This is a genomic window from Actinomycetospora sp. CA-053990 (assembly GCF_050948445.1).
GTDB classification, from domain to species: Bacteria; Actinomycetota; Actinomycetes; order Mycobacteriales; family Pseudonocardiaceae; genus Actinomycetospora; species Actinomycetospora callitridis.
The window spans coordinates 1,056,735-1,076,096 of record NZ_CP192043.1; the positions used below are offsets into that span (position 1 = coordinate 1,056,735).

15 protein-coding genes and 1 pseudogene are annotated in these 19,362 nt (G+C 77.2%); 10 read left to right on the forward strand and 6 right to left on the reverse strand.

The features are described from left to right. The first annotated feature begins 52 nt into the window (after window positions 1-52). Together ACQPYN_RS05455 and ACQPYN_RS05460 are read left to right on the forward strand one after the other, a co-directional pair. Entirely contained in the window at window positions 53-997 is a 945-nt protein-coding gene (locus ACQPYN_RS05455) for a phosphoribulokinase (RefSeq protein ID WP_433034404.1), read from the forward strand. Further along, entirely contained in the window at window positions 994-1,716 is a 723-nt protein-coding gene (locus ACQPYN_RS05460; protein ID WP_433034406.1) for an HAD-IA family hydrolase, read from the forward strand. The genes ACQPYN_RS05455 and ACQPYN_RS05460 overlap by 4 nt, the downstream gene beginning before the upstream one ends. 378 nt (window positions 1,717-2,094) lie before the next feature. On the opposite strand, the gene ACQPYN_RS05465 is transcribed toward ACQPYN_RS05460, so the two are convergent. The 6 genes from ACQPYN_RS05465 to ACQPYN_RS05490 form a co-directional block, all read right to left on the reverse strand. Beyond that, entirely contained in the window at window positions 2,095-3,255 is a 1,161-nt protein-coding gene (locus ACQPYN_RS05465) for an Hsp70 family protein (protein WP_433034408.1), read from the reverse strand. Window positions 3,256-3,344: 89 nt separating this feature from the next. After that, on the reverse strand, window positions 3,345-4,523 hold the full coding sequence (locus tag ACQPYN_RS05470; protein WP_433034411.1) for a heparan-alpha-glucosaminide N-acetyltransferase domain-containing protein: 1,179 nt from the start codon (window positions 4,521-4,523) through the stop codon (window positions 3,345-3,347). Window positions 4,524-4,667: 144 nt separating this feature from the next. Further along, the gene (locus tag ACQPYN_RS05475; RefSeq protein WP_433034413.1) at window positions 4,668-5,681 is read right to left on the reverse strand and encodes a M1 family aminopeptidase; all 1,014 of its coding nucleotides are present in this window, start codon (window positions 5,679-5,681) and stop codon (window positions 4,668-4,670) included. 381 nt (window positions 5,682-6,062) lie between these two features. Then, on the reverse strand, window positions 6,063-6,728 hold the full coding sequence (locus ACQPYN_RS05480) for a BPL-N domain-containing protein (RefSeq protein WP_433034415.1): 666 nt from the start codon (window positions 6,726-6,728) through the stop codon (window positions 6,063-6,065). Further along, window positions 6,725-10,807 carry a Pls/PosA family non-ribosomal peptide synthetase gene (locus tag ACQPYN_RS05485; protein WP_433034417.1) on the reverse strand — a complete coding sequence of 1,361 codons (4,083 nt, stop codon included), beginning with the start codon at window positions 10,805-10,807 and terminating at the stop codon, window positions 6,725-6,727. The genes ACQPYN_RS05480 and ACQPYN_RS05485 overlap by 4 nt, the downstream gene beginning before the upstream one ends. Before the next feature lie 252 nt (window positions 10,808-11,059). After that, window positions 11,060-11,650, reverse strand: a complete 591-nt coding sequence (locus tag ACQPYN_RS05490) for a DUF1707 SHOCT-like domain-containing protein (RefSeq protein ID WP_433034419.1) — start codon at window positions 11,648-11,650, stop codon at window positions 11,060-11,062. A gap of 109 nt (window positions 11,651-11,759) precedes the next feature. Here ACQPYN_RS05490 and ACQPYN_RS05495 point away from each other — a divergent pair. The 8 genes and pseudogenes from ACQPYN_RS05495 to ACQPYN_RS05530 all read left to right on the forward strand — a co-directional run. Continuing rightward, window positions 11,760-12,212 (forward strand): annotated as a pseudogene (locus ACQPYN_RS05495) (2,4-dienoyl-CoA reductase); the annotation flags it as partial. Window positions 12,213-12,307: 95 nt separating this feature from the next. Further along, window positions 12,308-13,552 (forward strand): hypothetical protein, encoded by a 1,245-nt coding sequence (locus ACQPYN_RS05500; protein ID WP_433034420.1) that lies wholly within the window; start codon window positions 12,308-12,310, stop codon window positions 13,550-13,552. Further along, window positions 13,549-15,444 (forward strand): FAD-dependent oxidoreductase, encoded by a 1,896-nt coding sequence (locus ACQPYN_RS05505; RefSeq protein WP_433034421.1) that lies wholly within the window; start codon window positions 13,549-13,551, stop codon window positions 15,442-15,444. The genes ACQPYN_RS05500 and ACQPYN_RS05505 overlap by 4 nt, the downstream gene beginning before the upstream one ends. Window positions 15,445-15,474: 30 nt before the next feature. After that, complete coding sequence (gene mftE, locus ACQPYN_RS05510; protein WP_433034422.1) at window positions 15,475-16,014, forward strand: mycofactocin biosynthesis peptidyl-dipeptidase MftE; 540 nt, start codon at window positions 15,475-15,477, stop codon at window positions 16,012-16,014. Continuing rightward, window positions 16,011-16,151 carry a hypothetical protein gene (locus ACQPYN_RS05515; RefSeq protein WP_433034424.1) on the forward strand — a complete coding sequence of 47 codons (141 nt, stop codon included), beginning with the start codon at window positions 16,011-16,013 and terminating at the stop codon, window positions 16,149-16,151. The genes mftE and ACQPYN_RS05515 overlap by 4 nt, the downstream gene beginning before the upstream one ends. Before the next feature lie 61 nt (window positions 16,152-16,212). Then, complete coding sequence (locus ACQPYN_RS05520) at window positions 16,213-16,848, forward strand: phosphoribosyltransferase (protein ID WP_433034426.1); 636 nt, start codon at window positions 16,213-16,215, stop codon at window positions 16,846-16,848. 103 nt (window positions 16,849-16,951) lie between these two features. After that, a complete protein-coding gene (gene mftF / locus ACQPYN_RS05525) occupies window positions 16,952-18,445 on the forward strand; it encodes a mycofactocin biosynthesis glycosyltransferase MftF (protein WP_433034428.1) in 1,494 nt (497 codons plus the stop codon). Next, entirely contained in the window at window positions 18,442-19,086 is a 645-nt protein-coding gene (locus ACQPYN_RS05530) for an MOSC domain-containing protein (RefSeq protein WP_433034430.1), read from the forward strand. Before mftF ends, ACQPYN_RS05530 begins: the two co-directional genes overlap by 4 nt. Window positions 19,087-19,362: the final 276 nt, after the last annotated feature.

Genomic DNA, 19,362 nt, shown 5'->3' on the forward strand with positions numbered 1-19,362 from the left:
GAGAGGTCGACGGCGCGTCGCTCTACCGTCCGTGTCGTCGAGAGGAGACCTCGTGCCCGACAAGTCCTTGCGCATGCGGCGCGCCGGCGGTGACGGCCCGGTCAAGCGGCCGGTGATGCTCGCGATCGCCGGTGACAGCGCTGCGGGCAAGACGACGATGACGCGCGGGCTCGTCGAGGCCCTCGGTCCTGATCGGTGCGTGTCGCTGTGCACCGACGACTACCACCGCTACGACCGGGAGGAGCGCAAGGAGCTGCCGTTCACGGCGCTCCACCCGGACTGCAACCACCTCGACATCATGGAGCAGCACCTGCAGCTGCTCGCGACGGGCAACCCGGTGCTCAAACCGGTGTACGACCACGCCACCGGCGAGCTGGTGCGTCCCGAGCTGGTCGAGCCGGCCGAGTTCGTCATCGTCGAGGGGCTCTTCCCGCTGTGGAGCAAGCTCTCGCGGGCGTGCTTCGACGTCACCGTGTTCCTCGACCCGCCCGAGGAGATCCGGCGCGGGTGGAAGGTCGCGCGCGACACCACCAAGCGCGGCTACACCGAGGAGAAGGTGCTCGCCGAGCTCGAGCGCCGCGAGGAGGAGTCGGCGGCCTACATCCGCCCGCAGCGGCAGAACGCCGACCTCGTCGTCCGGTTCGCGCCGATCGAGGGCCGTGACGACCCCGCGGGCACGTCCCTGTCGGCGTCGCTGATGATGCGCCCGACCATCGACCACCCCGACCTGAACGACGTGCTGCAGTCCGGGCTCACCCGCGCCATGCACCTCAAACTCGAGCGCGACCCCGACGGCCGTCCTGTGGAGACCCTCCACGTCCACGGCTACGTGCCGCGCGAGGAGAGCCTCGGGGTGGAGAAGGTGATCTGGTCGGCCCTCGGCGCGCCCGACACCGCGACCCCGGAGTGCCTCGGGCGCCTCGGCGACGCCCGCAGCGAGCCGCTGGCGATCGCCCAGCTCCTGCTGCTCTACCACCTGACGGACGCGGCCCGGTGAACGCCGTGACCCACCTCCCCGCCGCCGTCGTCTTCGACGTCGACGGCACCCTCGCCGAGACCGAGCGCGACGGCCACCGGGTCGCGTTCAACGAGGCCTTCGCGCGGCACGGCGTGGACCTGCGGTGGGAGATCGAGCGCTACCGCGAGCTGATGGTGGTCACCGGCGGACGGCAGCGGGTCGCCTACGCGCTGCGCCGGGAGGGCGTCCCGGCGGCCGAGGCCGACGAGGTCGCCGCACGCGTGCACCGGACGAAGACCGATCTCTTCGTCGACATCGTCCGGCGCGGCGAGATCGGTCCCCGACCGGGCCTGCCCGAGCTCCTCGAGGACCTGCGCTCCCACGGGGTGCGGATCGCCGTCGCGACCACCGGCCGGCGCGCGTGGGTGGAGCCGCTGCTCGCCCACCTGATCGGCGCGGACACCGCCGAGGTCGTCATCTGCGGCGACGACGTCACCGATCTCAAGCCCGACCCCGCCGCCTACCTGCTCGCCCTGTCGCGCCTCGGTCTGGACGCGACGTGGACGGTGGCGGTCGAGGACTCCGGGCCCGGGCTGCGCGCGGCCCTGGCCGCCGGGATGGCGACCGTGGTCGTCACCAACGACGACACCGCAGGCCACGACGTCACCGGCGCGGCGATCGTGCGGGAGGCCTTCGACCGGCCGACCCCGCTCACCGCGGCCTGCATGGCCGAGGCCCTCACGGCGGTCCGTTCGTAGGGCCGCTACTGGCTCGGCGTCGTGCCGCCCGGCGTCGAGCCTGAGCCGGACCCGGACCCGGACCCGGAGCCGGAGCCGGACCCGGAGCCCGAGCCCGAGCCCGAGCCGGAGCCCGAACCGGAACCGGATCCGGAGCCCGAACCGGAGCCGTGGTCGGTGGTGTCGTGGTCGTCGGTCGTCTCGCGGGAGCCGGGACGGCTCGGCGACCCGTGCCCGGACGAGCCGCCGGTGGCCGGGCCGCCGGTGGCCGAGCCGCCGGTGGATGGGCGGGGGCGCGCGTCGTGGTGGTCGTGGTGGTGGTGCTGCTCTGCTCGGCGACCGGGGCGACGGCCGGGGCCTCGGTGGCCGGGGCGGGCTCGGCGACGGTCGGGCCCGGGGTCACGGGCGCCGGCGACGGCGCGGAGGAGACCTGCGGCAGCGGTGCCGACGCGGCGGCCGGGGACGCGGCGCCGGTGAGCGCGAAGGCGCCGCCCCCACGATCCCGAGGACGATCGCCCCCGCGGCGAGGCCGACGGTGAGCCCGCGACGGGGGCGCGGCGGCGGGGCGCCGGGGCGAGGACGGGTGCCGGGACGTGCGCGTCGGCCGGGACGGACGGGAGGCTCGCGGTCTTGCGGGGGCTCTGCGGAGCGGCCGGCCGGGGCGCGCCGCCCGCGCAGCGACCACCCGGGTGCGGGGACCGGCACGGACGTCGTGGCGCCGTTCTGCTGGCCCCGGGCTGCGAGGCCCGCGGCGCCCAGCGCGACCGTGTGCTCGGGCTCGTTCTCGAGGGAGACCGGGCGCCCGAGCTCGTCGGCGAGCGCCGCCGCGATCGCGCCGGTGCGGGTGCTCCACCCCACGAGCACGACGGCGTCGAGGTCCCCGGGCAGGCGCCGGGCGCTCGCGAGGGCGCGGTGCAGACCGGCGACGGCAGCGCCGTCGGTGGGGTGCGCGTCGGTCGGGTACGGCACGGCCTCGGGGCGTCCGGCGATCGTGAACGCCCCGCCCCGGTGCACGAGGACGGTGGCGTCGACGCTCCCGCCGCCGAGGTCGACGACGGCGACCGCGCCGCCGTCACGCAGCCCCTCGCGGGCGGCGTACCGCGCCGCGGCGGCTTCCGGCTCGGAGACCAGGGAGACCGCGCCGAGCCCGAGGCTGACCGCGACTCCCGCGAACGCCTCCCGCTCCTCGTCGCCCCAGGTGGCGGGGTGGGTCAGGACGATCCCCTCGGGGGCGCCGCCCTCGCGCTCGGCGACGAGGTCGACGACGCGGCGCAGCATGGCGCCGAGCAGGGCGGTGGCCGCGAAGGGCGCGCCGTCGAGCAGCAGCGGGGTCGGGTCGGCGACCCGGGGCCGCACCTCGCGCGCCGCGCGGGACGGATCGGTCGCGGCCGCCCGTACGGCGGCGTCGCCGACCAGCGGTGGGCCGGACGCCCCCCAGTACAGGACCGAGGGCATCGCCGCGCTGTGCTCGCCGAGCGTGACGACGCCGACCTTCCCGTCCCGCGCGACGGCGGCGGTGGTGATCGTCGTGCCGAGGTCGACGCCGAGGTGGTAGGTCATGGTCGTCTCCGTGTGCGGGGTCGTGGAGGAGCGGGACGACCATGAGCCTCGCGGCGCGGCGACGATCGGGGAGTAGGGAGAACCCCACGTCAGGGGGGTGTGGACCCTCGTTCCGGCGAGACCGCGCGGGCCGCGCGGGCACCGGCGGCCGAGGCGACGGTCTCGAGCGGCCCGCGGCCCGCGGTGGCCCGCCAGGCGAGGCCGAGCAGGAGCACCGCGACGACCTGCACGACGTAGCCGGGCACCGGTGCGTAGACGTCGAACGGCGAGCTCAGGAACAGCACGTGCGCCGTGTAGAGCGTCAGCGTCATGGCTCCCGCGGCGGCGAGCGGCGCCCGCAGCACCGTCACGGCGGCACGCAGGGACGGCCGCTGCACGGCGTCGAGGCAGAGCATGATCCCGATGACGGCCAGCGCGATGCCGGTGGTGCGGGCGAGGTCGAGTGGCGTCGAGGTGTGCGGGGCGTCCACCGCGAGCCACCACCACGTCGTCGTCGGGGTCGTGCCCTCGGCGCCGGACGCGAGGATCTCCTGCAGGTCGACCGGGTCGAGGCCGGTCGCCGCGGACGTCGCGGAGAGGGCCGCGAGGCCGCCGGCGGGCCCGAGCAGGAACGCCGACGCGCCGGACGCGGCCGCCGCGAGGGCCGCGCCGCCGGCGGCGAGCCCGGCGGCGAACCTCGGCGAGCGCAGGTGGGCCCGGCCGAGCGCGAGACCGATCGCGAGGTACGGGATCCACGTCAGCGCGGGGTAGGTGCCGGTGAGCAGGAGCTCGCGCAGGAGCCCGGCCGGGTCGGTGACCAGCCGGCCCAGGGACGGGTTGTCGAGCACCGGCGGGGGCATCCCGGCGCGCACGAGGTGGCTGAGCGCGGGGAGCCCGGCGGCCCCGAGCACGGCGCCGCCGACGAGCACGGGGGTCGGCAGGAGCACGAGCGGCACCGCGAGTACGAACAGCACGGCGTAGGCGGGGAGGATCACCGCCGCGACCTCGGCGTCGGTGACGACGCCGAGCGCGAGCCCCAGCAGCCCGATCACCGCGGCGCGGGCGACGAGTGCGGCGCCCGCCCGCCGGGCCGGCCCGGCGCCCGTGACGCGGGTGCGGCCGGTCATGAACGCGACGCCGACGCCGGCGAGCACCGCGAACAGCGCGGCGGCGTTGCCCGAGGCGACCCGCCCGACCCAGGTCGGCGCGCCCGTCGCGTCGGAGACGTAGAGGGCGTGGACCGCCATCATCCCGAGCAGCGCCAGGCCCCGGGCGGCGTCGATCCCCACGATGCGCCCGCGGCTGCCGGGGACGAGGGGGCCGCGTGCCGGGCGCGGCCCGGCGTGGCGGTGCCGGGCTCGCGCACCGCGGTCTGGGTGGGGGACATCGCTGTCGCTCCTCGGGCTCGGGTGGACTGCTCGGGGGTGGTGTCCTCAACCGGGTGGGCGCAGCGCCCCGGCGCGGGTCAGCTGGTCGGTCACGGCGGGCAGCTCGCCGAAGCCGCGGGCCACGTCGCCGGGGGTGACGACGCGGTGGGCGTTCGCGGCGAGGTAGGCCCGCACCGCCTCGTCGAAGCGCTCCTCGCCCGCCTGCTCGCGCGCGGCGACGAGGGCGGCCGCGCCCTGGGTGTAGACGCCGACGTTGTAGGGCCCGAAACCCCGGTCGGCCCAGACGGCCATCGGGTCGCCGAGGCGCCCGCGCAGGCGCGCGGGGACGTCGTCGAGGGCGTAGTCGTCCGCGGTGCCGGTGACGACGGCCTGGGCGTAGGTCGCGAAGGCCTCGTCGATCCACGGGTCGCGGCCCTGGTCGTTGCCCACCAGCGCGTAGAACCACTGGTGGGCGAGCTCGTGGGCGGCCAGCTCCCCGAGCTCCTGCGGCGATGTGTCGCCGAACTGCAGCGCCCCGGGGTACTCGAGGCCCGACGTCTGCGAGGGGGCGATCGCCACCCACAGGTCCGGGTACGGGAACGGGCCGAACAGGTCCTGCAGCCGGCGGACCGCCCCGTCGAGCTCGGCGGCCCACCGCTCCGGGTCGGTGCGCGTGCCGGTGACCGGCGTGAACAGGTGCAGCCGCGTGCCGGCGATGTCGCGCTCGAGGACGCGGTAGGCGCCGACGGCGACGGAGACGTCGCGGACGGCGTCGGCCCGGAAGACGTGGGTCGTGGTGCCGGCCCGCGGTCCGGGGGCCGGGGGATCGGCGCGTCCGGCGCCCGAGACCGCCGCGCCCGCCGGGGCGGTGACGCGCAGCGCGTCGAGGCGGAAGTCCTCGCTGACCGCGGTCTCGCCGGGGATGCGCACGGCGTCGTCACGGACCCAGCCCTGCCCGCGGACCCAGGCGAGCATCGGGAACGCCGAGCCGAACCACGCGGTGCCGGCCGCGGGGGAGGTGCCGAGGCGCTCGTCGGCGTCGGCACCGAGGCGCACGGTGAAGCCGAGCTCGGCGCGCACGACCTCGCCCGCCGCGACGCAGGCGGGCAGGGCAGCTCGACCAGCGTGCCGGGGCTCCGGCCGTCGCCCCCGCGGGCCTCACGACCGGGGCCGTCGGGCGCCCGCCGACCGACGCGTCGGTCACCTGCAGCGCGTTGCCCTCGCCGGCGGGCGACGGCGCGTTCGGCCACGCCCGGAACACCAGCTCGCAGATCGGCTGGTCGGGCGTGAACGTCACCGTCTCGCGGCCCGTGACGCTGCGCAGGTCGGGTGCGACGTCCATCGCGAGGTCCACGGCGGGCCGCTGGTCCCACGGCGCGGCGGCCTCGGCGGGCCCGACGGAGCAGCCCGCGAGCGCGGCGAGGGCGGTGAGCAGGGAGAGGAGGGAGAGGAGGGCGAGCTTCACGGGCGGCCACGCTCCAGGGTGCGGTCGACGAGGTCGCGGGCGAGCTCACGGGCGTCGCGGACCGGCAGCCCGGCGTCGGTGAACCAGTCGGGCGTGGCCTCGGGGTGCGGTCCCACCACCCCGACGCGGCCGTGGCCGTGCAGGGCGACGAGGGCCGCCGGCGGTCCGTCGGGATAGCGGGCGAGGATCTCCACGCCGGCGTCGGCGCGCTCGTCGAGGACGAACGTCGCCGGGTCCTGGGCGAACACCGTGTGCCGGTGCCCGCGCCAGTCCACGTCGACCAGCGCGTCGTCCTCGGTCTCGAGCACGGCGTCGTCGCCGTCGACGTACTGGTCGGTGTCGCCGGGCAGCAGCCCGAACCCGGGGGACTCGCCGGCGAGGTAGGCGCCGAGACAGAAACCGAGGTAGCGCCCGCCGCCGTGCACGTAGCTCCGCACGGCGCGGCGGTGGCGCCGCATCCGGCGCCAGCCCCGGCGCAGCGTCCCGCCGCCGGGCTGGGCGTAGAGCTCGGCCCCGGCGAGGGTCTGCTCGGTCAGCGGCAGGTCCTCCTGCGGGCCGACGAACCGCACGTCGAGGCCCCACCGCGGCTCCGCCAGCAGGGACGCGACGGCCTCGGGACAGCCGGGGACGCTCGCGGGGCCGCGGTACACCAGGGCCGTCACGCGGCCTCCCCGATCCGGCCGCCGCTCCTGTCGCCGACGACCGGCAGTTCGAGGGTCTCGGGTTCGGGCTCGGCCACCCCACGGGCGGGGATGCCGCGCCAGCGGGTGCCGTCGCCCAGCTCCTCGCCCTTCATCAGCAGGGTCAGGCCGTCGAGGTCGACGTCGCGGCCGACGCCGGCGTCGTAGAGCACGATGCTGCGCGCCCCGACGGTCGCGCCGTCGCCGACGCGGACCGTCGACATCTTCATCACGCGGTCCTCGAACAGGTGCGTCTGCAGGGACACCCCCGGTCCGGCCGCGGCGTCGTCGCCGATCTCGACGAGGTCGAACTCGGTGAGGTAGGTGGTGGCGAGGTAGGTGCGCCGCCCGATGCGCGCCCCGAAGCGGCGCAGGGCCACCGGCAGGAACGGGGTGCCGACGAGAAGGCCGAGCAGCGTCGGGACGGCGGCCGCCTCGTAGAGCCCGGTGACGAACTCGGTGCGGCGGACGAACGGGTCCCACAGCGGCGCGACGCGCGGCCGGTAGGTGCCGACGACGTGGCGCTTCACCGCGACGACGTAGGCGACGACCGCGACGCTCGCGGCCGCGGCGATCAGCGGGGCGCCGAGCGCGGTCGGCAGCAGGTCGCGGCCACGGGCCAGCGCCGAGAGCGCGAGCAGGTAGAGGTAGAGCCCGACACCGAGCAGCGAGGCGGGGAGCGTGGCACGGACGAACTCGACGGCCAGGCGCTCCCGCACCCGTCGGCGGCTGGGGTGGAACGTCTCCTGCTCGTCGTGGTCCCCGGAGTCCTGGCGCTGCGGCAGGTGCATGGCGGGGGAGCCGAGCCACGAGCTGTCGTCGGGCACGCCCGCGGGCGGCGGCACCGTGTGGACGCCGACCAGGGAGCCGTGGCCGGTGCCGGTGCCCGAGGGGACGAGCGCGGCGTTGCCGACGAAGGCACGGTCGCCGACGGACGTGGGGCGCAGCAGCATCCGGCCGTCGGCGTAGGTGGCGGCGCCGACGCTGGCCATGTCGGCGACGAAGCTCCCCTCGCCGAGGGTCAGCAGGTCGGGATCGAGGTGCGCCGCGGTGGAGACCTCCGCGCCGCGCCCGACCCGCGCACCGAGCACCCGCAGCCAGGGGACGGTGTAGAGGGTGGCGTAGAGCGAGTTCGTGAACGTCAGGCTCTGCGCGAGCAGCGCGTCGGCGATCCACTTGCGCAGCCCCAGCGCGGAGCGCACCGGGTGGATGCCGACGGGCGTGCGCGCCAGGACGACGCGGCGCCCGAGCGCCACCACCACGCAGACCGTCAGGACGAACACGGGCCCGGACAGCAGCGTGGCCGCGAAGCCGGCGAGGACCCCGAAGCCGAGCAGCGCCGACCACACGAGCATCACCGAGGGCACGACCATCGCGATCGCCAGCGCCTCGAGACCGAGGAGACCGGCCAGTGCGGCGGCCAGGTGCCGTGCCCGCCAGCCCGGCAGCGGGCCGGCGTCGCGCATGGCGACCAGCGCCGCGTCCTGGAGCTCGTGCTCCTGCGGGGGCGAGCCCGCCCAGGTGCGTCCGGCGGGGACCACCTCGTCACGGCCCAGCGCCGACTGCTCGGCGAGCATCCCGGCCGGGCCGATCCCGCTGCCCGGCGCGAGCACGGTGTTGGCGCCGGCCACGGCGCGGCGCTCGAGCCGGACGGGTCCGACGACGACCTGGCCGTCCTCGACCGACCACGGGTGCAGGGCCGCGCCGTAGCCCACGGTGGCGTCGTCGTCGAGATGGAGCATCCGGGGCAGCGTGAGGTCGGTCGTGGCGACGTGGGTCCGCCGTCCGACCCGGGCGCCGAGCAGGCGCAGGTAGGGGGCGAGCAGCGGTGACCCGACGAGCACCGGCAGCGGCGCGAGCCGCAGCACGAGGTCCAGCGTCCAGAGCCGGAGGAACGTCGGGCCCCACAGCCGGTACCGGCCCGGGCGGATCCCGGCGGCCAGCGGCCGGGCGAGCAGCACCGGCAGCAGCCACCGCACGCCGAGCCAGGCCACCGCGCCCGCGGCGAGCACCTGGGCGAGCACCTCGGTCGACACCGTGCCGTCGTTGGCCGTGTAGACCCAGCTCACCGGCATCGTCACGGCGAGCAGGAACAGGTAGAGCACCACCGCCTGGACCGTCCCGGCCGCCGCGACCCGTCGCGTCGAGGACCGGACCGGTCCGGGACGGGGTGCCGCGGAGGTCGCCGTGGCGGACCCGGCGTCGGCGAGGTGGGTCGCGAGCGCCCGCACGGAGGGGTGCGCGTAGAGGTCCCGGACGGCCGGGCTGCCCCCGACGCCGCGCTCCCGCAGCAGGGTCACGGTGGTGGCGGCGAGCAGGGAGTGGCCGCCGAGCCCGTCGAAGAAGTCGGCCTCGACCGAGAGCTCGGCGGGGTCCAGCCCGAACGCCTCGGCCCACACGGCGGCGACCTGCTCCTCGAGCTCGCCCTCCGGCGCCACGACCGGGCCGGTGGCGGCGACCAGCCGGCGGCCAACGGGTGCGGGCAGCTGCGCGCGGTCGACCTTGCCGCTGACCTGCGTCGGCAGCTCGTCCAGGACGTCGAGGGTCGCCGGGATCATGTAGGCGGGCAGGCGCTCGCGCAGCGCCGTGACCAGCCGGGACGTGAGCGCCTCGGCGTCGGCGATCTCCCCGACGACGTAGGCGGCGAGATCCCCGGAGCCGGCGTCACCGCCGCCACCGGGGTCGAGCGCGACCACGGCGCTGCCGACCTCCGGATCGGTGAGCAGCACGCTCTCGATCTCGCCGAGGTCGACGCGGTGGCCGCGGACCTTCACCTCGGCGTCCGCGCGGCCCAGGTACTCGATCTCGCCGTCGGCGGTCCACCGGCCGAGGTCGCCGGTGCGGTAGAGGGGGTCGCCGGTGTCCGGGTGGGTGACGAACACCGCGGCGGTCTTCTCCGGCAGGCCCACGTACCCGCGGGCGACGCCGGGGCCGGCCAGGGCGATCTCGCCGACCTCGCCCGTGCCCACGAGGCGCGGCGTCGGGTCCTCGGCCTCGAGCAGCTCGACGCCGTAGGTGGGCAGCGGCCGGCCGATGGTGACCGGGCGGTCGGGCACGAGCTCGCACCAGGTCGCCGTCACCGTCGCCTCGGTGGGCCCGTAGGTGTTGAGCAGGCGCCGTCCCGGGGCGCTCCAGCGCTCGACCAGCTCGGCCGGGCAGGCCTCGCCGCCGACGAGGACGGTGCGCAGCCCGGGCAGGTCGCGGGGGACGGTGGCGAGCAGCGTCGGCACGCAGTACAGGACGCTGACGCGGCTCCGGTCGAGGTGGTCGGCGAGGTCCGCGCCGAGGCGCCGCTCGTCGTTCGGCCCGACGACGAGCGTCGCGCCGACCGCCCACGTCGGCCAGATCTCCTCGATCGAGAAGTCGAAGGAGATCGTCATGCCCTGGTGGACGCGGTCGGTGGGGCGCACGTCGTAGACGGTCGGCACCACCGCGACGAAGTTCGTGATGCTCGACTGCGCGACCTCGACGCCCTTGGGGCGCCCGCTCGAGCCGGACGTGTAGATGACGTACGCGGTGGGGTCGTGGGAGTCGTCGCCGTTCTCCGGTACGCGGTCGGCGGGCCGGTGCGTGGGGGCGGCGTCGAGGGTGGCGGCCTCGCCGTCGACGGCGAGCCAGGCGCGGCCCAGCGGCGCGACGGTGTCGGCGAGCGCGGTGGAGGTCAGCAGCAGGTCGACGCCGGCGTCGTCGGCGACGTAGGCCAGGCGGTCGGCGGGCGACTCGGGGTCGACGGGCACGAAGGCCGCGCCGGCCTTGAGCACGCCGAGCAGGGCGACGTAGGTCTCCGGCGACCGCTCGAGGAACAGCGCCACCGGGCCCCGGGCCGCACGCCGCGGTCGGCGAGCACGTGCGCAGAGCTGGTTGGCGCGGGCGTCGAGGTCGGCGTAGCTGGTCGCCCGCCCCTCGTGCTCCAGCGCCGTCGCGTCCGGCGTCTCGTCGGCGGTGCGCTCGAAGACGTGCTCGAGCCGGGCCTCCGGCAGGCGTGAGGGCCCCGTCGCCGGGTCCGGGCCCGGCTGCCGTGGCAGTGGCCGGGTCGCGTCCTCGGTGACGGCTCCCGTCATCGGCTGCCTCTCCCCGTCGGCGTCCCCCGGGCAGCGCTCGGTGAGGTGGATCGGCACCGCGGGGACGTCGTCGACGGCGTCATCGCTCGTCGGGACCCGGCGTGGTGGGCCGGGCTGGGCGTGTCAGTACCTCGACGGCCCCGGTCGCGAAACGCGACCGGCACGGTCCGTCGGACTCGTCACAGTCGGGTCACGTGGTCACGGAGCGTGGCGACAAGACGGACGAACCGTGACATCCGCACCACGACGGGGTCATTCGTAGAAGAGCGCCCCGCGGGTCTTGAAGGTGCCCATGCCGATCGAGCCCGTCACGTGGATCGTGGGCCGCCCGGGGCCCGCCGGGGCGCGGTGGCGGTTCTTGACCGTGCCCCAGGTCGCCTTCAGGTCCTCGGTGTCGACCGACCAGCCGTCGGGCAGGACGAGCACGACGCTGCCCATGCCGCCACGGACCTCGAGGTCGATCCGGGTGCCCGTGACCGTGGCCTCGCGGAAGTCGAGCTTCACGTCGGACATGGCGGGCTCCGCGACGATGCGCGCCGGCACGCGCCACTCGCCGGTGCGCTTCTCGCTCGACCAGCTCGCGCTCACGGTGAGCGGGCGCTCGTCCCTCGTCGCCGGAGCGGTCGCGGGCGCGGCGCGCCAGGGCAGCGTCGCCCCGGGGAGGTCCGCGACGATCGGTTCGAGCTCGGCGTAGGTCCGGGCGGCGTAGGTGCGGGCGAGGCGCTCGTCGACCTCGTGGAGATCGAGCCGGCCCTCGCCGAGCGCGGTGCGCAGGATCTCGGCGACGACCTCGCGGTCCGCGTCGCCGGCCCGCATCACGGGCGTCGGGTCGTCGGTCGCCACGGGAGGACAACCTAGTCGTCGCGACGTTCGGGTCCTGTGGAGAGCGGCTACCGTCACGCCCGTGCTCGGCGATCCGGTCGTGCTCGGCGTGCGGACGGCGGGCAGCCGCGTGCTCTTCGGGCCGCACGTCACGAACCTCGCCGACCCGCGGCGTCCGCGGGCGCTCGGCGCCGATCACGTCGGGCACTACCGGGCGCGCGCCGCCGGGGGCGCCGGGGTGGTGGTCACCGAGGTGGCGTCCGTGGTGGCCGACGACCACCCCTACGAGTACGCGCCGCTCGCCGCCGACTGCGCGCAGGGCTGGGCCGCGATCGCCGACGCCTGCCGTCCCTACGGGACGCTGGTGCTCGCCGGGCTCGGGCACGCGGGCGGTCAGGGCTCGTCGGCGTACACCCGCGGGCCGCTGCGCGCGCCGTCGGCGGTGCCCGACCCGGCGTCGGGCGAGGTGCCGGCGGTGCTGGACGCGGACGGGATCGCGGCGGTGGTGTCGGGCTTCGCCCGCGCGGCCGCAGCGGCCGTGGAGGCGGGGTGCGACGGCGTCGAGGTCCAGGCGGGTCAGCACGCGCTGCTGCGGCAGTTCCTGTCCGGGCTGACCAACCAGCGCGACGACGCGTACGGCGCGGACCGGGGCTGCTGCTGGCCGAGGTGCTCGGCGCGGTGCGCGCCGCCGTCGGCGCCGACGCGCTGGTCGGACTGCGCCTGGCCGTCGACGAGCTCGCGCCGTGGGCGGGCGTCACGCCGGTCGCGGCCCGGGCGGTGCTGGAGCGGGTGGCGGGCCTCGTCGACCTCGTCGTCCCGGTGCGGGGCTCGGCGCTGTCGGTCGGCGCGACGCGGCCCGACGCGCACACGCCGACGGGCTTCCTGCGCCCGCTCCTGGCCGAGCTGCGGGTGCCGGGCGTGGCGATGGTGCTGGCGGGGAGCGTGGTGGACGCCTCCGTCGCCGAGTCCGCGCTGGCCTCGGGTGACGCCGACGTCGTCGAGATGACCCGCGCCCAGCTCGCCGACGCCGACCTCGTCGCCCTCGTCCGCGCAGGCGACACCTCCCGGCCGTGCGTGCTGACCAACCAGGAGTGCCGGGCGCGCGACGTCCGCAACCCGCGGGTGTCGTGCACGGTGGCGGCGCCGGAGGTGCCCGAGCGGGTCGTCCCCCGTCGTGCCGACCCGGTGCTCGTCGTCGGCGCCGGTCCGGCGGGGCTCGAGGGGCGCGGACGCTCGCGCGGGCCGGGTGCCCGGTGCGGGTGGTCGAGCGGGCCGACGCGGCCGGTGGCCTGCTGCGGTGGGTGGCCGGGCTGCCGGGCCGGGAGCGCTCGCGCGGCTCGTCGCGTGGTACCTCGACGAGCTGGCGGCGCTGGGGGTGGACGTGTCGCTGGGGACCCCGGTGGATGTCCCGTCGACCGGGCGCGTGCTGGTGGCCACGGGCGGGGTGGACCGCCCGGGGCGCGGGACGCCGATCGCCGCCGCGCTGCGCGACGGCCTGCCGCCCGGCCCCGTCGTGCTCGACGACCCCTCGGCGACGGCGCCGCGGTGGCGCTGGCCGAACGCCTGGCCGGTGAGGGCCGCGAGGTCGCGATCGTCGCGCCCGGCGTGCTCGTCGGCCCCGGGCTGGCGCGCACCGGCGATCTCGTCGACGCGCAGGTCCGCCTCGCCCGCGCCGGCGTCCGGCGGGTCACCGAGGCGCGGGTGGTCGGCTGGTCGTCCGGCTCGGCGACGGTGGCCGACGTCGTCACGGGGGCCACGACGTCGCTGCCCGCGGCGGTGCTCGTCGACGCCGGCCCGCGGCGTGCGCCGGCGGGCCCGGCGCCGCGGGCGGACCTGTACGTCGTCGGCGACGCCGTCGCCCCGCGCACCGTCGCCGAGGCCGTGCGCGAGGGCCGGGCCGCCGCGCAGGAATTGCTGTCGTGAGCGTCCTGGGCGACCCCGTGCGCCTCGGACCCCTCGTGGCGCGCAATCGCATCGTGTTCCCGGCGCACCTGACCAACGCCGGCGTGGCGCGCCTCCCCACCGCCCAGCACGCCGCGTACTACGGGGCGCGCGCCGCCGGGGGTGCCGGGCTGATCATCACCGAGGAACAGTCGGTCGACCCCGCCGACCGGCCCTACGAGAAGCTCGTCGACGGCACCGACCCCGCGGTCGTCCCGGGCTACCGGGCGATCGCCTACGCGGTGCACGCGCACGGCGCGCTGGTGCTCGCGCAGGTCGGGCACAACGGCGGGCAGTCGTCGTCGCTGTACTCCCGCGCCCCGGTGGACGGCGCCGACGACGAGGCCGACCCGATGTTCCGGGAGGTCCCGCGCGCGCTCTCCGAGGACGGGCTGGGGCGGCTCGTCGCGGGGTTCGGCGTCGTCGCAGGCCACGTCGCGGCGGGCGGGCTCGACGGGGTCGAGGTGCAGTGCTCGCAGGCGTCGTTGATCCGGCAGCTGGCCCCGGCGCGGGCGCGGCCGTTCCTGCTCGCGGTGCTGGCGGCCGTGCGCGAGGCGATCGGGCCCGACCGGGTGCTGGGCGTGCGCCTGCAGGGCGACGAGGGGATCCCGGGCGGCTCGACCGCCGAGGACGCCGTCCGGCTGGCCGTCGCCGTCGAGCCGTACGTCGACTACGTCAACACCGCGGTCGGCGTCGCCACCCGGACGCTGCCGCTGATCGAGCCGCCGATGGGCGTGCCCGCGGGGTACGCGGCGCACGTGCCGTCGGCGGTGCGCGCCGCGGTGTCGGTGCCGGTGATCGGGGTGGGTCGGTTCACGACGCCCGCGCAGGCCCTCGACGCGGTGCGCTCGGGGTCGTGCGACCTCGTCGGCGTCGTCCGCGGCCAGATCGCCGACCCGTCCTTCGCGGCGAAGGCGCTGCGCGGGGCGCGCGTGCGGCGCTGCATCGGCTGCAACCAGGAGTGCATCGCCCGCGTCGGCCTCGACCAGCGCCTGGGGTGCGCGGTGAACCCTTCGGCCGGCTTTGAAGCAGCGAACGCGCCGCTCGCTGCTTCTAGGCGCGCGAACTCCCCGTTCGCTCGCGTCCTGGTGGTCGGCGGCGGGCCCGCGGGGCTGGCGGCGGCGGTCGCGGCGGCGCGGTGCGGGCGCGCGGTGACGCTGGCCGAGCGGGGCGACGCCCTCGGTGGCCAGCTCGCGCTCGCCGCCCGGGCGCCCGAGCGGGGCGAGCTCGTCAACGTCGTGTCCGACCTGGCGTTCGAGGCCCGCGAGCTGGGGGTGGAGGTGCGGCTGCGGACCTCGATCGGGGCTGCGGAGAACACCGACGACGCCGACCTCGTCGTCGTCGCGACCGGTGCCCGCCCCTCCCTGCCCGCCTGGGCGTCCGGGCTCGACCGCGTCGTCGACGTCACCGAGGTCCTCGCCGGGCGGGCCACCCCGAGCGGGCACGTGCTCGTCGTCGACGCCGGGCGCTCGCACGCGGCGACGTCGACCGCCGAGCTGCTCGCCCGCCGCGGCGCGACCGTGACCACGCTGACCTCCGCCCTCGTCGCGGCCGGCGCCCTCGCGCCGACCCTGGACCGCGAGCGCTGGCGTCGTCGGGCCGCCGATCTCGGGATCGTGGAGCACACGGATCGCGTGGTGCTGGGCGGCCGTCCCGGCCCGGTCCTCGACGTGCTCGACCACCTCACGGGCGAGGTGACGCCCTGGCCCGCCGACTGGGTCGTGCACGCGGGCCCGCCGACGCCGGTGGTGCCGGAGCTGGGCGTCCCCGTCGTCCGCGTCGGCGACTGCCTCGCCCCCCGCGACCTCGGCGCCGCCATCCGCGAGGGCACCGCCGCGGGCGAGGGCATCCGTGAGCGAAGTTCGCGGCTATAGCCGGGAACTTCACTCACATAGGGTCGGCGCGTGGAGATCGCCGGGGCCCGCTGGCCGGAGTGCGAGGACGTGCCGGTGCTGCTCGTCCCGGTCGGGGCGACCGAGCAGCACGGCCCGCACCTGCCCCTCGGCACCGACACCGCGATCGCGGCGACGGTCGCGGCGCGCAGTGGTCACCCCGTGGCCCCGGCCCTGCCCTACGGCGCGTCCGGGGAGCACGAGAGCTTCCCCGGCACGGTGTCGATCGGCACCGAGACCCTCGCGGCGGTGATCGTCGAGCTCGGGCGTTCGGCGTGCCGCTTCGCCCGCCGGCTGGTGCTCGTCAACGGGCACGGCGGCAACGTCGGCGCCCTGCGCGCCGCGGTCGCCCTGCTGCGCTCCGAAGGTCGCGACGTCGCGTGGTTCCCGTGCGGCGTGCCGGGCGCCGACGCGCACGCCGGGCACCACGAGACCGGCGTGATGCTCGCGCTGGCCCCCGACACCGTGCGCCCGGACCTCGCCGCCCCCGGCAACACCGCCCGCTGCGCGAGCTCATGCCCGCGATCAGCGCCGGCTCGGTGCGCGACGTGAGCCCGTCGGGCGTGCTCGGCGACCCGACCGGTGCGACGGCCGGCGAGGGCGCCGAGACGGTCTCGGTGATCGTCGCCGCGCTCGTCACGGCCGTCGAGCGGTGGGCCGTGGACGACGCCACGGGACGCCTGACCTGAGCCGCGCGCGCTCGGCCAGGGTCACGACGTCCGATGTTCGGGGGTACCTAGACTTCGGCCGGTGGCCGCCTTCGCCGATCGCACGGACGCCGGTCGAGCGCTCGGCCGGGCGCTGGTCGAGCTGGACCTCGACCGCCCCCTGCTCGTGGGCCTCGCCCGCGGCGGGGTACCCGTCGCCGCGGCGGCGGCCGAGGCGCTGGGGGAAGGGGCGGAGGTCGACGTCGGCGTCGCCCGCAAGATCACCGCACTGGAGCGCCCGGAGGCCGGGCTCGGCGCGGTGGCCGTGGACGGCGAGCCGGTGTGGTTCGACCTCGCGCTGCAGAACGCCGGCCTGACCCCGGGCGCGCTGGACGACCTCGTCGCCGCCGAGCGCACCGAGGCCGCGCGCCGCGAGGAGGCCTACGGGTCGGGGTGGCGCGGGCGCGTAGCGGGCCGGGACGTCGTCCTCGTCGACGACGGCGTGGCGACGGGGATGACGGCACGGGCGGCGCTCGGCGCGCTGGCCGCCGGGAACCCGTCGAGCCTGGTGCTCGGCGTGCCGGTCGCGGCGCCGCCGGCGCTCGAGCGCCTGGCCGACGACTGGGGCGGCACCGTCGTCGCCGTGCTCGTCCCGCCGGACTTCCGGGCGGTCGGTGACGTCTACGACGACTTCGGGCAGCTGACCGACGACGACGTCCTGCGTGTCCTCGGTCGCTGACGACGCACCTCGTGGCTGCCTAGACTCGCCCGCCATCAGCACCTCCACCGTCAGCCCCGCGGCCCCCGCCACGCCGACCCGTCCCCCGCTCGGCTGGACGGTCGTGCTCGACCGACGCGTCTGGCGCGCCGACGGCGGCCGCACGCTCATCGGGGGCTCGCCGCCGCGCGTGCTGCACCTCTCGCCCGCGGCGTACGGGCGCCTCGCCGGCCCGGACGGGATCGCGCCGGACGCGCGCCTCACGGTCACCGACGCGACGTCCGCGGCGCTGGCGCGCCTGCTCACCGACGCGGGCGTCGCCCACCCCGAGCCCGGCCACCCGGACGCCCCGTCGCCCGCCGCGGTCTCGGTCGTCGTGCCCGTGCGCGACCGTCCCGGCGAGCTCGACCGGCTGCTCGGTGCGCTCGGGGCGACCGCGCCGGGGATCGCCGAGGTGGTCGTCGTCGACGACGGCTCGACGGACCCGGACGCCACGGCCCGCGTGGCCGCCGCCCACGGCGCGCGGGTGGTCCGCCACCCGGCCTCCCGCGGCCCCGCCGCCGCCCGCAACACCGGGGCCGCCGCCGCGACCGGCGAGCTCGTCGCGTACCTCGACTCCGACGTCGTCCCCGAGCCCGGCTGGCTCGCGCCGCTCCTGGGTCACCTCGCCGACCCCGCCGTCGTCCTCGCGGCCCCGCGCATCGTCGCCTGGGAAGCACTCGGCGATGCAAGCCCTGCGTCCTCGCTGGCACTCAACGCCAGGAAAGCCACATCGTCGATCGCGCGCCGGACCGTGGCCCGCTACGAGGAGCGACGCTCGAGCCTGGACCTCGGCCCCCGCGCCGCCCCGGTCACCGCCCGCTCCCGCGTCGCCTACGTCCCGAGCGCCGCGCTGCTCGTCCGCCGCGAGGCGCTGGGCGCCGGGTTCGCCGAGGACATGCCCGTCGCCGAGGACGTCGACCTCGTCTGGCGCCTCGCCGCCGCGGGCTGGCGCCTGCGCTACGAACCGTCGTCCTGCGTGGCGCACGAGCACCGCGACGCCGTCGGCGCGTGGCTCGAGCGCAAGGCCTTCTACGGCACCGGCGCCGCCCTGCTGGCCCTCCGCCACCCGCGCCGCGTGCCGCCGGTCGCCCTCGCCCCGTGGACCGCGGCAGCCATGACCCTGCTCGGTGTCCAGCGCCGGTGGAGCACCGCCGCCGCCGGCGCCGTGACGCTCCTGGCAACCGCCCGCCTGGCGCGGGGGCTCGCACGGCCGGGCCGGGGCGGCACCCGGCGCGCCGTCACCCTCGCCGCGGTGCTCGCGCCCTGGGGCCTGGGCGGCGCGGCGTGGCAGGCGGCCGGGGCCCTCACGCGGCACTGGTGGCCGGCGGCGGTGGCGGGCGCGGTCGTGTCCCGTCGGGTCCGCCGGGCGCTGCTCGTCGCCGGCGTCGTCGAGGGCGTCGCCGACTGGGCCCGGTTCCGCTCGCCCGGCGACGGAGTGGGCGACGTCGTCGGCCACGTCGTCGCCCACCGGCTGGACGACCTGGCCTACGGGGCGGGGCTGTGGTGGGGCGCGTGGCGGCACCGGACGGCCGCGCCTCTGCGTCCGGACCTCAGCGGGAAGGGCCCCGACCGATGACCCCGATCGTCCGCACCGTCGCCGTCGGCCGCCCGCGCGAGGTCCCGGGACCCCGCGACGGCGAGACGACGAGCACCGCCATCTGGAAGGAGCCGGTCGACGGGCCGGTCGAGGTCGGCCCCGAGAACCTCACGGGCGACGAGCAGGCCGACCGCGTCAGCCACGGCGGGCCGGAGAAGTCCGTCTACGCCTACGGCGAGGAGGACCTCGCCTGGTGGCGCGACGAGCTCGGCGCGCTCGACGACCAGGTCTTCGGGCAGAACCTCACGACCGCCGGCTACGACCTGCGCGACGCCGTCGTCGGCGAGCGCTGGCGGATCGGGACCGCCGAGCTCGTCGTCGTCCAGCCGCGCACCCCGTGCTTCAAGCTCGGCCTGCGCGCCGGGGACCGGTCCATGCCGCGCCGCTTCACCGCCGCGGTCCGACCGGGCGTCTATCTCCGCGTCGCGACGACGGGGACGCTCGCGGCCGGCGACCCCATCGACGTCGTCGACCGGCCCGCGCACGGCGTGACCGCGGCCGAGGTGTTCGTGATCGTCCACCACGAGCGCGACCGCGCGGCCCGCCTGCTCGAGGTGCCGGAGCTGCCGTCCGCTTACCACCACTGGGCCCGCGAGCGCCTCGCCCGCCGACCCGGCTGAACACCGCGCCGGCGTGTCGTCGCCGCGACGATGTGGCGATCCTGGCGTTGAGTGCAAGCGAGGACGCAGGGCTTGCACGGCCCCGTGCCACCGAGCCCCCCACGCACCGCACACGCCCCGTGCCGCCGTGTGCGTTCTGGGTGAGGTGCAAACCCCTCCCAATGGACGGTTCCCCTACCGCCCGGAGTGTTCTTTTCCGCAGGAATTCGCCTGCCCCTGGCGTGTGTCGAGCCGCAGACGCGGATGTTCCGGAAGCCTTGACCCGCGTGTGCGGTG